The organism is Pristimantibacillus sp. Z349TD_6 (assembly GCF_056173205.1).
On the sequence record NZ_CM149662.1, the window covers coordinates 5,781,477 to 5,799,558 of the forward strand.

Consider the following 18,082-nt stretch of genomic DNA (forward strand, 5'->3'; position numbering starts at 1 on the left):
AATAGCTAAAATAATCGCCTTGCAACCTGTAAATCGCAACCTGCCGGTGGACAAAACATAAGAAAGGACGTATCCCGATATCAAATCGTGGATACGTCCCCTTTGCAGTTGCCTGTTTACCAGCCCGCTTAACCGAAAAAAAAGTATGCAACCTTCATCTCTTCTTCCTTCAACAGCAACTTTTGTGCTGCTTCAAGCAGGGGTGTGCGGTCATAGACAAGACTTTTCATTGCAATTTTGCCATCTGTAATCGTGAAATAGTGCGCTTCTTTCGACGGATCGTCGCGACGGCGGTAGGACACGCTTCCCGGATTCAGCCACAAACTGGAATCGCTCAAATAATGAATGCATCTGCGATGCGTATGTCCGAATATCATGCGGCGATCTCCTGTGGCCTCTGTTGTCTCGCCGTAGCGTTCCGCCCAGAAGGCGTCGTACTTGGGCAAGCTGTCAATCGTCAAATAGTTGTCGTACAGATGCTGCATCGTGTAACGATAGCCGTCCATTTCGAATGTGCGGGTGACTGGTATGCTTTCTAGGAAGGAAATTTCCGCTTCACCGAGCAGCCTTGTATTGCAATGTGCCCACTTGATCCCATCCTCCGCCACATCATGACCTCTATTGCCGTTTCGGTATAGGTCGATAATAATGTCGTCGTGGTTGCCGCGAACGCAAATCGCTTCGTTCTTATGCACCCATTCGATAACTTCCCGCGGGAAAGGCCCGTAGTCTACGAGATCTCCCGCGCAATAAATCAGGTCACAGCCTTGTTCTGCCTTGCGGATCGATTCCAATGCATAGACGTTGCTGTGAATATCCGAAATAATTAAAGCTTTCATAATCAGTTCAACTCCCAAAAGTTCAATATTCCCAGCAGTAAAGTCACCACTCTAAGTGTTCTCCCATTTGCCTAGCACACTCTCCCTCCTTTATATAAAAAGATGGAACTTTGATAAATCGTCAAAAGCTAAAACCGCACTCATATATTTCTACTTCCTATCTGCAATTTCTGGAATGGACATCAAATGTTAAAAAAGTCACTCATGAGATCGTACATTTTTGAGAAAAAAGGCACGTACGCGCTGCCTCATACTAGCTTCCGTTAGCTCAATAAATAGAGCAGGTTACCGTAGCACCTGCTCATCAATGTCTTTTATTCAAATCGTGACTCGTTTGTGCTCGGCAACCCTCAAATTCAAGGAGGGCGGGATTTTTTTCATCCTATTTAGAAGTTTAAATGATTAACTTGCTATTCCTATCCATTTTGTTGCGAAACCCTTATACATAAAAAGTCCGGAAATTGTCTGATCATTAAGCTTGATATCACAAAGCAGAAATTGGTCTAATTATATACTGTTCACCTGCAACTGTAGGAAAAGAAATTTCCTTAATATGCTGCTCCGACTTAGCTATAACTACTCCATTATTGATAGCTTCAACTTCTACTTCAGCATCTATCGTACAATTTCGTCCTAGCTTTGAAACAAGCTTGGCCTGCGAAAGCCTGCCGCTTGCCCATTCGATCCCTATCTCGAATCCGCCGCGCGCACGCAAGCCCGTTACGCTTCCCGTCTGCCAAGTATCCGGCAAAGCCGGCAGCAGTTGCAGCTTCCCTGCATGCGACTGCAGCAGCATTTCAGCAATGCCAGCCGTTACCCCAAAGTTTCCATCAATCTGAAATGGAGGGTGAGCATCGAAAAGATTCGGGTAAACTCCTCCAGCATGCCCTCTATCTGGGTCCCTCTCATCAACAATTCGCAGCAAATGACTAATTAATTTACGAGAACGGTTGCCTTCGCCAAAGCGTGCCCATAGTCCAACTTTCCATGCGAGACTCCAGCCTGTTCCTTCATCGCCCCGAATTTCTAAAGAACGGCGCGCTGCCTTGAACAAGTCACTATCGTGATCTTTCGTAAATTGACTGCCCGGATAAACGCCATATAAATGAGAAACATGGCGGTGATGGGGATCCTCTTCATCGAAATCAACAGACCATTCTTGGAGTCTGCCTCCTCTTCCGATTCGAAGCGGAGCTAACTTATCTCTCTTGCTGAGCAGCTCCTTCTGCCACTCCTCATCCACCTGCAGCACTTCTGCAGCTTCAACGCAGTTTGTAAACAGCTCCCAAATAAGTTCCATATCCATAGCGCTTGCCGTCGACACACCAACCAAGCTGCCATTCGCAGGATTTTTGAATTTATGCTCGGGAGAAGTGGAAGGCGATGTGACTAACGAGCCTTGATGATCCTCCGTTAAATAATCACTTATGAACAGAGCCGCCTGCTTCATAATCGGATATGCGCGCTCTTTAAGAAATAGGAGACTACCGCCAAATAAATAATGCTCCCATAAATGACTGCATAGCCATGCTCCCGCCATCGGCCATAGTGCCCAGACTGGATCGCCATGCCCATAGTCGCCTACAGGCGCTGTTTGTGCCCAAATATCAGTATTTTGATGAGCTGTCCAGCCTCTGATGCCATAATGCACCTTGGCTGTCTCACTTCCTTTAATTTTCAAACTGTCAATCAAATCGAATAATGGGTCGTGACAATCGGGCAATCCGCAAGTCTCTGCAAGCCAATAATTCATTTGCGCATTAATATTCAGCGTCCAATTGCTGCTCCACGGCGCCCTCGTTTCTCGGTTCCATATCCCTTGAAGATTAGCCGGCTGACTTCCTTTCCGAGAGCTGGCAATAAGCAAATATCGTCCATATTGGAACAATAGCTCTATGAGTCCATGATCATCAGCCCCGTGCATCCTAATCCGTTTATTAATTGGTAACTCTGATTCATGTTCCGACGAAGCCGAATCTAGTTGCAATTGGACACGATCAAACAAAGGCTTGTAGTCGGCAAGATGTTTATCCTTCAGCACATCGTAGGACTGTGCTGCCGCTAGCGATAATCGTCTCGCAACCTCCTCGGACGGATTCTTCCCCTCATGAGTAGGCGACTTATCATAACCGTTAAAACTAGATGCAGCAGTCCATATAAGCATAACCGAAGAGGCTTTACTGACATGCAGACCGCTATCATCCAGCTCTATCATTCCACCATCCGCTGTTGCTGTTAGCCCCGCTTCAAAGCGAATAGCCTCACTTTCCACTTCTTCTTTATATACGATTGGGTTATCGGTACAATAATAGCTTGGATCCACATGATCCGGACAGCGGCCATTCATGACGAGACTATCATCACGCACAGACATTCGATATTTTAGCGGACTCTGCATCCTAGCAGAGAAGTTAAGCGACGAAGCTTCGCTGGCAGTTAATCTCATTACAAGTATCTTATCTGGGTAAGAACAGAACGTCTCACGAATGATCCGGTTATTTCCCACCTTAAACTCAACACGGGCAATAGCAGTCGCCAAATCAAGGCTTCGTTTGTATTCGGTAGCTAGATCGCCATGATAAAAATCGAGTATGAGATCTCCTAATGGCAAGTAGGATTGTGTATAGGGACCCAACATAGACTTCGCTAACTCGTCTGCGTCTTCATATCGCTCTTCTTGCAGCAGCTTCCTAACTTCGGGCAACACCGCTAATGCATTCGGATTATTATCTCCCTTAGGGGGACCAGACCAAAGCGTATCCTCGTTTAGTTGTAATCGTTCTCTTTCCACACCGCCGAAAATCATCGCCCCTAGATGCCCATTCCCAACAGGCAGCGCCTCTGTCCATACATCTGCCGGCTTGTCAAAATACATATTCATTCACATTCACTCCTTTTCGCTGTTTCTCGGTAACTGCCAGGGGTAACGCCAACATATTGTTTAAATACTTTATAAAAATGACGAGGATTATCATAGCCTACACCCTTCGCAATCTGCTCCATCGAGAAATCAGATTCTTTACTCAGCAATGCTTTCGCTTTATCGATACGTATAGAACGCAAATAGGAGACGAATGTCATTCCGGTTTCCCTCTTTAGCAGATTACATACATAATTAGGGTGTAACATAAGATGATCAGCCACTTCTTCAAGTGATACGTCACGCATAAAATGGTCCTGTAAAAAATCCTTGAATTTACGAATGTTCATATTATTATCTCCAGGCGAGCGCTGATCGTCCTCGTCAGTATCATCATCTCCCCGTGCAAAGCCTTCTTCCCGCTGCTTTTCTTCCATTATTTCCAGTGTGACACGTCCCAATATAAGTGAAAGCTCCTTCTGATGAATCGGCTTTAGCAAATAATCAGTTACTTGTAGACGAATGGCCTTCTGAGCGTACTCGAAGTAATCATATCCAGACAAAACGACGAATCGCTTCACATGCATTCTTTGCGCTTCGCGAATCAGCTCTAAGCCGTCCATCTCCGGCATTTGGATATCGGTTATCATAAGATCTGGTCGGAATTGTTCCATCAGCTTCATTGCTTCGATTCCGTCTGAAGCGACTACGATATTGGTAAATAAAGTGTTCTCGCTCGTAACCATAAACTGCAAACCGTTTCGTATAACAGGCTCGTCATCGACAATCATCAGCTTTAGCATGATGAATCCTCACTCCTTTTCTCGAGTGTTAATTCAAATGTCGTCCATTTCCTCTCTTCAATTCTAACTTTAATACCTGAACTGCCTCCGAAAAAAGCTTTAATCCGCTCATTCACGTTAAATAATCCAATACCGCCCGTAAACGGAATTTTGTCCATCGGAATTTCACCTGCAAGGACTGCTTGTATAATACTCAAGCGGTCTGGTTTAATTCCCGCCCCGTTATCAGATATTCGGATTACAACCTCACCTGGCCTGTCTTCAATTTTAAAAACTATCGTTCCGTTACCGCGCATCTTTCCAAGCCCATGCAAAATACTATTTTCTATAATCGGCTGCAATATAAATCTTGGACAACGGAAATTGGTAATATTGCCCTCGATGGTCTCCTCGAAATGTAAGCGCTCCCCTATTCGAACGCGGTGGATGGAAATATAGTTGCGTACATTCTCGAGTTCTTCAAGTAGAGTTGCCTCGTCATTATCCTTAGATAGGCTGTAGCGCAATAAATTGCCTAACGTAAAGGCGATTTCCGCGATTTCTGTTTCATTCTTCATTAAGGCCATCATACGCATCGTTTCAAGTGTATTGTAAAGGAAATGCGGTTTTATTTGTGCTTGAAGCATCTTAATTTCCGCTTCCTTCTTCATTAACTCCGTTCGATGGACTTTATGTCCAAGCTCATCCATTCTTGTGATCATCTTATTATAAGCACCGATAAGGAATCCAACCTCATCCGTTCCGCTTTGACCTGGATAAAAAGCTAGCTTCGGATCCTCAACACTCCTCATATGCCGCGAAAGACGAATGATCCGCGAGGTAATGGACGATGCAATCCCGAAATAAAACACTGAAAGTACAGCTAGAAGCAATACTCCGACAGTGATCGTCCAACGCTGCTTTGTCTTCAAATCCAGCATAGGACCTACTTTGCTAATCTCAATTAATGTCATATTTATTTTTTTCAATTGAACGGCATTTACTAAATAGCTGTGCTGGTCAATATAATAGCTTCGCACACCGTTCTTCGGCATTCCAGCTATTGCTTTCGTTATTCGATTCGGATTCCAATTTAATATTTCTTCAGCAAAAATCAGCTTCCCATCCGTGTCGACGACCATTTTCCACGAAGTTTCACCGTTCTTAAGCATTTGAAAAAAACTGTTTAATAACCCGTCATTCGCTACAATTCTAAGCAATCCTATTTCTTTTGTGTAGGATTCATTATAAAGCTTCTGAGTGTAATGAATAACTGGATACTCGTTCAGTCCCTTCTCTTGGTAAGCCCACAATCCCCGGTCAGGGGAGAGCGCACTTAGCGATTCCTTATTGGAAGGATCAGAGAAGTCAGTCTTGTTCATAATATCTGGCGGTAATTTCAAGACCGCATCATTGTCTTTATAGATGGTAATGGCATTAATGATTGGATTGCCAGAGTACATGAATGTGAAGGCAGGCCCAATCTCCTTGCGATAGTTATAAATCATCTCCCACTCGTTCACAAATGTCCCTGACAAATAATCGGTTAGGTTCGTATTGTTTTGAAATAGCGGATAGGCGGACTCGATTTTAGATAATTCCAGTTCAAAATTCCCATAGGCTTGTTCCAATAACTGCTGCTTACTGGCTAAATATTGATCCAACAAATTGTCCGACATCTGCTGGTAGAAAATATATCCAAATACAACAAACGGAACACAAATAAGCATCACATAACCTATGATAAGTTTTGGAACGATGCGCATATGGCGAATTTTATCCAGTTGTTTGCTTATAACTCGCATAGTACTCCGCTCCATTGTCACAGGTTAGATTTTATTCCGTCCATTATAAAATGCCACTCAATAGATAGGAGCGGCTTGAGCTTCCACCCCGCCGCTTTCCTAAACATAAGTCGCTATGCATAAATCATTCTATTTGTTGAAGTTTGCTTTTACCTCTTCATATTTGGTATTCGCCCATTGCTCCAGCTTATCCATACCCATTTTATCGGCTTGCTTCACCATATTTTCAAATGCTTTCTTAGCCGCTTCCTCCGAAGTTGCCATGTAAATTTTGGCTTCCTCGTTATCAATCATGTTCGTGATATTGTTCGTCGTTACCTGCTCCTGCGAATCGGCCGCAGGCTGCACGAGACCAATCTCAGGCATGAAGGTTGTTAATGCGCTAAGTTCTTGGTTCGCTTTTGTAGTCTCTGTACCAGGCACATAAGTACCGAGTGCTTCATTAACTGCATTGCCAGCTAATAGACCCCACCAGTATACTCCCATGCTATTTTTCACTTCGTCGCTTGCACGGTCATAAGTAAAGATAGGATACCCTCCGTCTTCACTCATATTATAATCTGTTCCTTCAATGCCCCAAAGCGCCAAGCGCTGTCCTTCATCAGAAAGTAGAAATTGCATCAATTTAATCGCAGCTTCAGGGTTCTTATTTTTCTTCGTAATGAATACGCCCTGCCATCCACTTCCATAACGCTCACTTTTAAAGCTTTCACTGATTTTGGCCGGCAGCTGCATCCATTTGTAATTCGTATCCTTTGTTTCTGCACCAATTCTGCTTGCGCCGCTTGTCGTCCATGCATAAGCGAAACCTTTACCGCTTGTCATAATTTGCTTAGCTTGATCTTCATTTTTGTAAGCAAAGTTTTCCGCTTTAATATATCCGTTGCGGTACAATTCGTTCATGTACAGATACATTTGTTCAAGCTCCGGCGTCCGAAGCGCATGAACCAGCTTGCCATCTTTCTCCACCATTCCATCTTTCATTGCACCGAATTGCATGCCGATATAGCCTTTCGCCCATGCTGGGTTTGGGTTGAGTACCAGCGGGATCATATCTGGATATTTTGTCTTCACCATGCCTAACAACGTATTAAAATCTTCCATTGTTTTAATTTCGGGGTTTCCAATCGCTTCCATAATGTCGGAACGTACGGTTATACCAGCTCCGTCGGTAAGTGCATATTTTTCGTTTGCTTTCCACTCAGCTGCTGTGGAGAAATTATTACGGATCGTATAATACTTACCGTCTTCCTCTGTGTTCACTGCGATATATTCCGGATCGATTTTGAAGTCCGGTGCATATTGATCAATTAGATCCTGCCAGCTATAGGACATTTTTGGATCGGACAACCGTTTGATTTGCGCGCCGGTTCCTGTTGCAACGAGATCGGGAAGATCGCCTGACGCGATCATGAGCGGAAGCTGCTTCTCATCGGTTGCAACCGTAATATTCAATTTCACTCCCGTTTTAAGCGTAATTTGATCTGGAATCTTGCCCTTGAAATCTTTAAGCGGCCACCAGGTTTGATCAACAAACAAATCAAGCGTAACAACCTCTTTGGATGTATTGCCGTTATTGTCCTTAACATTAGTACCTGTACTCGTGTTTCCTTGATTTCCATTGTTGCTGCCACATGCGGCAAGCAATCCAGCAAACAATGTAACCGCAACCATTATAGCAAGTGGTTTTTTTGACACTTTCTTTTTCATTTCCGTTCATCCCCTTATGCTTATTATACTGTATATGGAATAGACAGCGTATCGCAACTCGTAAGAAGCGTCGCTGCCTTTGCTCCAACTTTTCAACCTTTTACGGATCCCAACATCATGCCTTGCACAAAATATTTTTGTAAAAATGGATAGACGCACATAATCGGGAATATCGAAATGACCATTGCCGTCACCTGTACGGAAAACTGCGTCACAGAAAGCTGTGCCGTATATTGCGCCGCATTCGCGTCACCGGGAAGCATCGTTTGATTAATAACCTCCATCATCCGATACGTAATCGTTCGCAGCGTATCCTTCTGAACGAAATAGGCAGAATCGAGCCAAGAGTTCCACTGCTGAGAGCCAAGAAACAAGCCCATCGTTGCCATCAAAGGAAGCGATACTGGCAGTACTATTTTAAGGAATACTCGAAGCTCGCTTGCGCCATCAATTCGCGCCGATTCCCCAAGCTCCAACGGTATTTCCTGAAAAAACGATACGGCTATCATAAGGAAAAAGATACTGAGCATAGTTGGGATTACGTAAACGCCAAACGTATTGAGCAAACCTATACTTTTCAGCACAACATAATAAGCAATCAAGCCGCCTGTGACATTCATTGCCACGATTACTATTAAGTAATAGCCCTTGCGAAAAATAAGGTCCTTCTTAGCCAAGCCGTATGCTACCATGCTAGTAAATAAGACACTTAATAGAGTACCGATTAAGGTACGCAGAACGGTAACCCCAAACGCGCGAATCCACTTCGGTTCTTGAAAGAAATAGGTGTAATTATCAAAGGTAAATTGCCTAGGCAGAAAGTAGAGCCCGCCTCTAGCTGTGTCTTCGCCAACATTAAACGAGGCAATCAGAACGTAATAGAATGGATACAATGTCAGAATAGCAATGATACCAAGCAACACATAATTTACTGTGTCTACAACTCTGTCCTCCGTCGTTCTACTCATTCTCATGGGCATCTCCCCCTTTCATGTCATTTTAAACGGTCTAATAGAGGCTAGAGCCTGAGAAGCGTTTCGCTATCGCATTACTGGTGACGATCAACACTACAGAAATAATGGATTGTATAAGATCAATAGCAGTTGCAAAAGCAAAGCGTCCTTGCGAAAGCCCGGTATTAAAGGCATATGATTGAATAATTTGTGATTTTTCATTATTAAGCACATTGCCAAACAGCATGACCTGCTCGAAGTTAGACCCTACCAAACCGCCGCCTAAAATACTGCCAATGGATAAAATCAATACGATTACAATGGAGCCCTTCATATTCGGAAGTGTCACATACCAAATGCGTTTCAACCTGCCAGCTCCATCTATTTCAGCAGCTTCATATTGTCCAGGATCAATTCCGGCAATCGCGGCAAGGAAGATGATCGTCCACCAGCCGGCTTCCTTCCAAATGGCCGTGCTCACCGCCAGCCCCCAGAATGAATCCGGGTTCGTCAATATGTCGAGCGGCTTGTCAATGAGACCAAGCGACATCAGCCCTTCATTGATCAGTCCCGTCTCGGAGGAGAAGAATGCAAAAGCGATACCAGATACGACTACCCATGATATAAAATGCGGCAGGTAACTGGCCGTTTGTACGAATCTTTTTACGAACGATCCTCGAACCTCTGTTAGCATGATGGCAAGCAGGATCGGAACCGGGAACGAGAAAATCAATTTAAGGATGCTGATCGAGAGTGTGTTGCGTACCAAGCTTGGGAAGTTGTAATCATTAACTAGTTCTTCGAAATAACGCAATCCCACCCATTCGCTTGTAAAAATGCCTGCAATGCCTGATGAAATGCTGTAATCCTTGAAAGCCATCAATATTCCAAACATTGGGATATAAGAGAACACTAACAAGAACGCTAGTCCTAGCCACACAAATATTTGAAACGTGATCTGCTTTCTGAAACGTCTGCTGAATGTGTCTGGTAAAGGACTAGTTAGAGAGGTTTTTGTAACAGGTTGTGAATTCGTTTTCATGTTTGCCTCCTTTCTATAGGCTTAATTATAAAAACGTTTTCATTCAATGAATACGGATCATTTATAAGCACTTAGGTATCCGATATTAAGGTGCTGTACATAAAACATAAAAATCCCAAACCCCTAAGTGATTAGGGGATTTGGAATTTGCTTCAGTTGGGCTATTCGTTTGGTTCTCCGTATCGGCCAAGCAGCATCCCATGTTCAAAGTTTTACTTATTAGACTGAGCTTGCATAACTTAACGAAACGTTTGGAGCTAAGTTATCTGCACATTCTTTAAAATCTGACCCACATTCGTATCATTCAGATGCTTTAAACCCTCCGATTGTCATGGTCTATACTAATCGTATACTCCGCTTCCGCAGAAAGCGCCAAAATCTCTGGCTGGCGATCTTCCAGTGGTCTGGATGGCATGTAGATGTCTCTATCCTTTAATAGAGGAGAAATCTTCAGAACAATCGAATGGCTCGCCAATTGATCACGAAATCTCTTTAAGCCTATTTTCCAAGGGACGCCGTTATAGAACTGATCTGCGACGCATTGTCCGGCAATATAGGCTTGTGCTACGTCTCCTGCGAAATCGACGCTCAACGTGATTTCGCTCGCTTCACCGAATGCCGAAGCATCTATGCGAATCTCCCATTCAGGTGCTGTGCCTTCTTGCCCCTTATCTTCGAATAAATATTGGAAAAAGTGTCGGTTTAGCGAAGAATCGCGGATCCGCTTCCATGAGAATTCGACTTCACGAGTTTGCAGGATTGGCTTGAACGCCTGGAATATCCCCTCTTTGTTTGGTGAAGACTTCAACGAAACGCCCTGACAAGCGATGCTATGTTCAACTGGAGGATAAACAGCAAATGCCATCCGTTCGGCTACAGTACCGCTAATGCGCAATCCTTTCTCCTTAAACACGACGTTTCCTTCGCATAGAATTAACCGTTCACCTCCAAATGCATGGCCCTTCCACAGATGCAGCGACTGCTCTTCGGTTATTGTCAGCACCTTAACGACATGACGGGCAACAGAGCGAACAGCGAATTCGCAGCCAGATCCCGGCTTCAGATCGGAAATGGCGAGCGTACCCTTCTCCCGTACCAAAGTTCCCTCTTTCAATTCGACATCGGAAACGGTATCCGATTCGAAGAAGAATTCGGGCCGAACGCCAGAAACCTCGAAGAATACATACAGCGTCTCCCCATCTCCACGAAGCATGCATAACAGCTGTGCAGTCGCATATTTCAAACGTACACCGTCCATATCCATATGGAATGGCCAGAAGAAGTAACCGTCCTTCTTAAGCGTAAATCCAGTTGCAGGAACGTTCAGCTCGCCTCCGGGTAACCGCAATTCAACCTGTACGTCATCCTTGTCTTTCATCTCCGTCAGTCTCTGGTAGTTGTTGAAGAACAGGAAGCCGCTATCTCCTTGCGCTCTCGCAACGACGCGTACCGTCTCGTTATCCTCCAAGGATGAAGGCCGAACTTGCGGAAAAACCACAGCCATGGGCGCCAGCTTATCTCCGAAATCGTGCAGAAATAAATGAAGCCGCTTTAGTTTTCTATAAGAATCCCTGATTCCGCCGAACTCTCCGAGCGGCGCCTGGAAATCGTAGCTCCGTACGGGCAACTGATTGCCTTGGGGATTGGATTCTTGCATCGTTGAAAGTTCTCCAAGAGGCTGGGTTCCTCCATGATACATATAATAGCCCAGCAGATTGCACCCGTTAGCAATCTTAATCATCGCCATCGCGCCAACGTCGTCCGCCTGTATGATGGGGCGCCGATGATAGGTAATTTGCACGCCGCCCCCAAGCTCGCAAGAGCCATCGGGATAACGTTCGATGTCTTCCAAATCTTTAATATCGACGGCTTTTTCGCCAAACAGATCGCTGCCGATGCTCGGATCGTTGCGTACCGAATGGAAGAAATAATGCGGTCCGGGAGGCAGTTGGTTTGTATGCTTATCCCAAGGATGATCCGGATAACCTCCGAATAGCGGCAGCATTTCGTCCTTCGGAATTCGTGCTCCACCAGGACCTCCCCAACCTGTAACCGTATATAAAGGAGCTTTCATGCCCAATTCTCGCGCGATACTCTTTAAGGTTCGCAAATGCTCAGGGTTATCCGTCAACTCGTTGTCGAATTGCATGCCGACGATCGAGCCGCCATCTTGGAAGGACAACCCTTCGATCTGTTTGGCAATTTCCCCGTAAAACCTTCTAACATACCGCAAATAGTCATCATCGTTTGTCCGTAATGCGCATCTTCCATAGATCCAATCCGGAAAACCTCCATTACGGCATTCGCCATGCGCCCATGGGCCTATGCGAACAAGGACCTCCAATTCGTTCTTCTGACAGAACTGCACGAATTTCCTAAGATCCTTGTCCCCCGACCAATCGAAGCGACCCTCTGTTTCTTCATGATAGATCCAGAATATATAAGTAGCGACGATCTGGATGCCACCCGCTTTCATCTTAAGTAGCTCTTCCTCCCACTGTCCATGAGGAAACCTGGAGAAATGAAACTCCCCCATAACCGGTAGCCACGGCTTTCCTCCGCGGGTGAGATGCAAGCTATTCACATTGATTTCCTCTCCCGCCGGATTGGTGCCTCCCATTTTTAGATGACCTTCGATCAATACTGGCTTTCGTTGATTGCCGACATCAAGTAAGTATTTCATTGTTTCACTCCCCGAGTATGCGTCCTTCCAACCCATCCGAGCTGCAGCACTGGATTCGAGCGCTTGAACTAAATTTCACTTCCATCATAATTTCGGAATCCTACCTGAACAACGGGCATTTTTTAAGATCATTGTCCAAATCCGTCGAATTGCCCTCTTCAAATATTAATCTCGTAGTCAGATATTTAGATAACTGTCTGATCTTATGATTGAACAAGCGGAACGGTCAAGTTCAATACGGAGAGATATAGTTAGATTTTTAGGTCAATCTCATTTCTTAATATTCGAAGCAATGATGGATATAATCGTTTGACAATGCCTGTTGTTCCGAATATGATAATACTGACTAGTCAGTACAAATTAAAAGGAGTTGATATTCATGCATGAAATGTACGAATTGAAAGCTATCTTTACGCCGAATGAAGGAAAACGCGGAGATTGGGCAAAACTGAAAGTGGAGTACGGCAATCTCGGGGATAGCGTCGAGATCGACAAATCGATCGTAAGAATTTCGGATTATGGGATTTACGATGCAATGAAACGCGAAGAAGATGGATCGTTCACATGGTCTTATCCAATTCCGTATGAGGCACCGATCCAAACCTACGAGATCGAAGTGTATGCGATAGACAAGATAGGAAACAAGGGACCTAAGCAAACGGTTATCTTCACTGTTATCAGCTAAAAATTCCCTTGCACATGAAACCGACGGCAGCTCGAATGTCTGCCGTCGGTTGTTCCTCCTAATCTACCTTTTGTTCTCTTCGGTTAATATCTTCATCCAGCGGTGCATTGTCATGAAAGGGATAGTCTATCGAGAACTTGTCACTTGCCGATCCATTTCCCGTTCGTGAAATCGGGGATCGCTACTGGCTGCCCGCCCATGGCAATCGAATCCTCGGTTAATGAGGATATACTCATCCATGAAGCCATGTCATATACATCAATCGGCGTTTGCGCCTTGTTCCTGAAACTCTCGATGAAATCCCGGAAGACAAGCCAATCCATCCCGTCATGGCCTCCTTTAACTCCTTCCTGCAAATAGCTCTCCCACAGCGGATGTTCATAATGCTCGCGAAGGTGCTCGACGTTCCCCCATTGCGTCTTCCAGTTCGATTCATACTGGTTATGCTGTCCATCAATGAATAGAGAGTGGTTCTCCTCCATATACATGCCTTTTGTTCCCCTTACCGTAAAACCTCTTGAATAATATCTAGGCAATGTAGTATCCAATGTGAGTGTAATCGTTTCTCCGCGAGCGCACTGGATGATAGTCGTTACGATATCGCCTTGCTTAAACCGAGTACGAGCAAGCTCGCTATCCTTCCTCTTGCTTGTGATGTACTCCTGCATGCCTTCTGCCTTTGAGGCGAGAGAAACTAGCGATACCATGCGATTTCCTCTATTGATATCTAGTATTCTGGCGATGGGACCTAGCTCGTGAGTGGGATAATTATCACAGTTTCTATGAATATATTCGTTCAGTCGATAATGACGGTTTTCTTTGCCATTAGCGATTTCATAGCGCAGGTCGTGAAGATAACCTCCTGAGCAATGGACGATTTCCCCGAGAATACCTCGCTTTACCATATTTAATACCATAAGCTCATCGCGGCCATAGCAGCAATTCTCCAGCATCATGCATGGAACTCTCGTTCGCTCATAAGCTTCTACCAGCTTCCAGCATTCCTGCATGGAATAAGCTCCTCCGACCTCGCAAGCGACATACTTCCCTTTCTCCATCGCTTCGATTGCGATAGGGATATGAGTGGACCAAGGTGTGCAGATCATGATGACATCAACTGCCTCTCTATCCAGAACTTCCTTATAGTCAGCAGTTTCAAAAGGTCGACCGCAGCCTGCCTTCTCAATCATATTAGCTGCCTGTTCGCGACGATCCTCGTGCAAGTCACAGACGGCAACGACTTCAACGTCCTCCATTTTCAGCAATATGATTTCCAAAAGCCCCGTTCCCCTACCACTAAGCCCGATTAAGCCGATTTTCACTTTAGATTTCATCCTCGTGATCCCTCCGAATAATAACTGCTTGCCCCTTATCGATCGCAAGGTGCTCTGCCTTCATTGATATCGTCTTTACGATTGCGACTGCCTTGTCTCCCATTGTATTCCCGCGAATCTCAACTCCGCTGCATGCCCGTAAGCGAATGATTTCTTGCGAATCAGCGTATTCTCCGCCCATATCGCCGTTCCTTGAGATCTGGTTATCCGCAACAATTAAGTCGTTTGTGCTCTTCGCATCCAATAATGGGGAACCGTCCAATTCAAAGAGGTTATTCCTAATCACAACGTTGCTGTGCACGGGAGCATCCACTGATACAACCGTGTTCTCCGGTTGAATCAGAATGACCGGCTGATTACCGTTACCACAAGCGACAAACCGATTTCCCCTTATCTGGACATCGCGAACCATCCCCGATTCATACCAGCTTACCGCATCGTTGGCGATGAGAATCGCGCTCATATTCAGCTTCTCGAACAAATTATTCTCGATGGTCACTTTACGGCGCGTTGTCACTAAAATTCCACGAGTCGGTATTCTCTTGAAGACATTTCCGCATATGGATACTTCGGGCGCCCATGTAACATTCTCGATAACATCCTCGTCCCCGATCATTCTCGGTACCGGTGCATCCAGCGTCAGTTCGGCTTCACGCAGACTACGCTGCTTGATGTCGACGACATGACGGGTAGCATAAGGTATCAACGAGCTAGCGGAAATAAAATCAATCTCATCGCCCAGATGGAAGGCGCTGAATCCGTAGCTTTGCGGATGCATAAACCGCACGCGAATGCGTCTCTCGCCCTCGGCTCCAATGATTCTTAGATGAGTACCGTGAATATTGATGGCATCATCGTGCGCACCCTCGAATAAGCAATCGTTGATCGATATTTTTCCTTTCATCCCGGAAAGATGAACAAAATCGGCGAACGCCGCCGCTGTTCGTCCATGGGAAGGATCCGGTGCCAATCGCAAGCCCTCGAAAGTCAAGTTTTCGCTGAATTGCCCGACGATCCCAAGCCCATGCATATATTGCATCCAGACATGACGCAAGGTAATATTCCGGCAGCCAACAATCAGAGCACCAACCTGATCACGAATACCGTCGCGCATTTGAAACACATGACCAACCTTAGTGATCGGAACAGGCGATATAAACCAAATCCGAAGCTTACCGAGCTCCATCTGTTCGACATGGCTGGCCAACGTGATCGGATTGGGAACTCTCCAGGTCCGGTTGGTCACCGGGTCAAATTCCTGGGCAGGGCCCCCGCGGTAAGACCAATCCTCACCGGTCCAAAAAAGCTTATCGTCCATCAACAAATAATATGAATCCGGATGAACCTCCACCTCCCAATAGCTTTCGCAAGTCGCGACGATTCGCATTTCGGATATAGTCGGCCGGACGAAATCGATCGTCAGGTTCCGTATTTCCACGTCGACGCAGCTGTCCATAACGATCGGCGTCATCTTCCCATGAAACAGCAGTCGCGAGCCATTCCCTTCCACATGAATTCGTTTTGCCCCTTTGAACCAGAGGCCTATCGTTTTGATCGGATGGGGATGCTCCTTTTCGCTAGCCGTATTCGAGACGTAGTAAGGTTCTTTGCTAGCGTTATTGGCATACAAATCATATCGTCCTGGCGGTAATTCGATCACCGTCGGCCCATCCTCGGCCGAAGCGGCATCGATCGCAGCTTGTATGGCCCTAGTCGCATCCTCGCCAGAATCCGGGATCGCTCCGTAATCAGTTACCCGAAACAGACGGGGCGCTGGATCGTTTCCTATCTCATTTGCTTGACCTCGCATGCTTCATCTCCCAGTATGATCGACTTTTCACTACACCCATTTCCTACGATAAACTGCGCTTGAACGCTATTGAATCAATTGTTGAAGCTGCAATGAGTGACCCTTGTCTCCTTCGTCCGCTCATTCTCTATTTATTGTTGCGATGGAATAATTGATATCGCCATTCCCGGCGCTAGAGAAAGCTCCAGCAACCCTCCCACAATACGTTGACCAAGCTGCGCTTCCGATAATCCTTCAGCCGTAATCCGGTAGATATCAACGGCAGCTACTTCGTTCCAGTCCGGCGGAAGCGACCAAGCCTTCTTCGAGTAACCACTCTTGCTGAATGCGATTAATTCCGGCCGCTCTTGCCATAAAGCAGGGAACAGCACGTCGTCTCCTACGCGCAGCGGCTTGCTGTCTCGACGAACGGAGTGATCCGCTAGATGAACGGAATGCCCTCCCGAATAATGAACAACCCTGTTATCGCCCTCGCCCTCTATCCGAATGCGATCAAGCGAGTTCAAATACTGGTATTGAAGCATTCTTGTGCATATCTGCTCCAAGAAGATATCGTGCCAATCCTCGCGTGAAATTTCGTTGTCAAGATCCCAGAATACATCCTCACCATGTACGCCCGCGCCGAACAAGAACTCCAGATCATGTCTGCGCGGAATGCCCGGTATAGAGTAATCTCGAATAGCAGCTCCGCTCAGCAGCTTGGCGGGTCTCTCCAAAAAATGCTTCTCCTGGTTCTGATCAAACCACCAGCACCACGGTTGCAATCCGATGAATGGATCGTTGCGATGATGGGCGAAGTTTTCGCTTGTCACATCAATCCCGCGGCTTCGGAAATAGCGGATCGTCCTGCGCATGTAGGAGGACTCCTCCTCCTGGGAGACGCCTCGGAAAACATTCGCTCTAGGAAAATAGGCGTCCAGATGTACCGTGCCGGCCTTATCAAGCTCCAGCAGCGAGATCAACTTCTCGATTCGCTGGACGATAATCCCGCTCTCCCATTCCTTCTTATAGAAAATTTGATAGGCAGCCATATTGTTATAGCTACCGATTTGCAGCAAAGAACCATCTTCGTTACGCGAGATCAGATCATGGTCCATGTAAAGATCCCAATGCGGACTATTATCGTAGGCGTCCGTCATATTGACATGAACGCTGACTGTTGTGTTATAACGTTTGGCTGCATCCGCCAGCCACAAATAGCTGTCCCTCGCAGTCGAATCCTGCGGCCTCTTCAAATGGACATTCACTTCATCCCAGGCGGGGTATCTGTCATCGTGACCATTATACTGCCATCCGACCAAGTATATGATTTTCGGAATGCCTCTGGTAAGCCGATCGATGTCCACAATATATCGAAGCGCCTGTTCAAACGTACAAAACACCTTCGACCCGCCTTTACCGTCCGGAATCGCCATACCTAGCTTCATCGTCAGCGTCTGACTATAATCGAAATTGTAAGGGCTCTCCGGCTGCATCGTTGCTTGCCAATCGTAATAATCTCCCGGAATGGATCTCCACGCTTCATTAGTATCTATTGAGTTAGTCATCCTGGCCTCTTCCTTTCTTTAATGAAGAAACC

12 protein-coding genes are annotated in these 18,082 nt (G+C 45.8%); 1 reads left to right on the plus strand and 11 read right to left on the minus strand.

Annotated features, from left to right (window positions below):
- Positions 1-128 precede the first annotated feature (128 nt).
- The 8 genes from AC0VYE_RS25220 to AC0VYE_RS25255 form a co-directional block, all read right to left on the minus strand.
- A complete protein-coding gene (locus AC0VYE_RS25220) occupies positions 129-839 on the minus strand; it encodes a metallophosphoesterase family protein (RefSeq protein WP_475443259.1) in 711 nt (236 codons plus the stop codon).
- Positions 840-1,323: 484 nt separating this feature from the next.
- Positions 1,324-3,720 (minus strand): glycoside hydrolase family 95 protein, encoded by a 2,397-nt coding sequence (locus tag AC0VYE_RS25225; protein WP_475443260.1) that lies wholly within the window; start codon positions 3,718-3,720, stop codon positions 1,324-1,326.
- Positions 3,717-4,502, minus strand: a complete 786-nt coding sequence (locus AC0VYE_RS25230) for a response regulator transcription factor (RefSeq protein WP_475443261.1) — start codon at positions 4,500-4,502, stop codon at positions 3,717-3,719. Before AC0VYE_RS25230 ends, AC0VYE_RS25225 begins: the two co-directional genes overlap by 4 nt.
- Positions 4,496-6,286, minus strand: coding sequence for a sensor histidine kinase (locus AC0VYE_RS25235; protein ID WP_475443262.1), 1,791 nt, complete (start codon positions 6,284-6,286; stop codon positions 4,496-4,498). The genes AC0VYE_RS25230 and AC0VYE_RS25235 overlap by 7 nt, the downstream gene beginning before the upstream one ends.
- A gap of 129 nt (positions 6,287-6,415) precedes the next feature.
- Positions 6,416-7,996 carry an extracellular solute-binding protein gene (locus AC0VYE_RS25240; protein ID WP_475443263.1) on the minus strand — a complete coding sequence of 527 codons (1,581 nt, stop codon included), beginning with the start codon at positions 7,994-7,996 and terminating at the stop codon, positions 6,416-6,418.
- A gap of 92 nt (positions 7,997-8,088) precedes the next feature.
- Positions 8,089-8,964 carry a carbohydrate ABC transporter permease gene (locus AC0VYE_RS25245; RefSeq protein WP_475449722.1) on the minus strand — a complete coding sequence of 292 codons (876 nt, stop codon included), beginning with the start codon at positions 8,962-8,964 and terminating at the stop codon, positions 8,089-8,091.
- Positions 8,965-9,004: 40 nt separating this feature from the next.
- On the minus strand, positions 9,005-9,991 hold the full coding sequence (locus AC0VYE_RS25250; RefSeq protein ID WP_076267698.1) for an ABC transporter permease: 987 nt from the start codon (positions 9,989-9,991) through the stop codon (positions 9,005-9,007).
- Positions 9,992-10,304: 313 nt separating this feature from the next.
- Positions 10,305-12,674: a beta-galactosidase gene (locus tag AC0VYE_RS25255; RefSeq protein ID WP_475443264.1), complete on the minus strand. Its 2,370-nt coding sequence runs from the start codon at positions 12,672-12,674 to the stop codon at positions 10,305-10,307.
- Positions 12,675-13,053: 379 nt separating this feature from the next.
- Here AC0VYE_RS25255 and AC0VYE_RS25260 point away from each other — a divergent pair, with 379 nt between their 5' ends.
- Positions 13,054-13,359, plus strand: coding sequence for a hypothetical protein (locus AC0VYE_RS25260; RefSeq protein WP_475443265.1), 306 nt, complete (start codon positions 13,054-13,056; stop codon positions 13,357-13,359).
- Positions 13,360-13,499: 140 nt separating this feature from the next.
- Here AC0VYE_RS25260 and AC0VYE_RS25265 read toward each other — a convergent pair whose 3' ends face one another.
- From AC0VYE_RS25265 to AC0VYE_RS25275, 3 genes are all read right to left on the minus strand, one after another.
- Positions 13,500-14,693 carry a Gfo/Idh/MocA family protein gene (locus AC0VYE_RS25265; RefSeq protein WP_076267695.1) on the minus strand — a complete coding sequence of 398 codons (1,194 nt, stop codon included), beginning with the start codon at positions 14,691-14,693 and terminating at the stop codon, positions 13,500-13,502.
- The gene (locus tag AC0VYE_RS25270; protein ID WP_475443266.1) at positions 14,683-16,503 is read right to left on the minus strand and encodes a right-handed parallel beta-helix repeat-containing protein; all 1,821 of its coding nucleotides are present in this window, start codon (positions 16,501-16,503) and stop codon (positions 14,683-14,685) included. Before AC0VYE_RS25270 ends, AC0VYE_RS25265 begins: the two co-directional genes overlap by 11 nt.
- 131 nt (positions 16,504-16,634) lie before the next feature.
- On the minus strand, positions 16,635-18,050 hold the full coding sequence (locus tag AC0VYE_RS25275) for an endo-alpha-N-acetylgalactosaminidase family protein (RefSeq protein ID WP_475443267.1): 1,416 nt from the start codon (positions 18,048-18,050) through the stop codon (positions 16,635-16,637).
- Positions 18,051-18,082 lie beyond the last annotated feature (32 nt).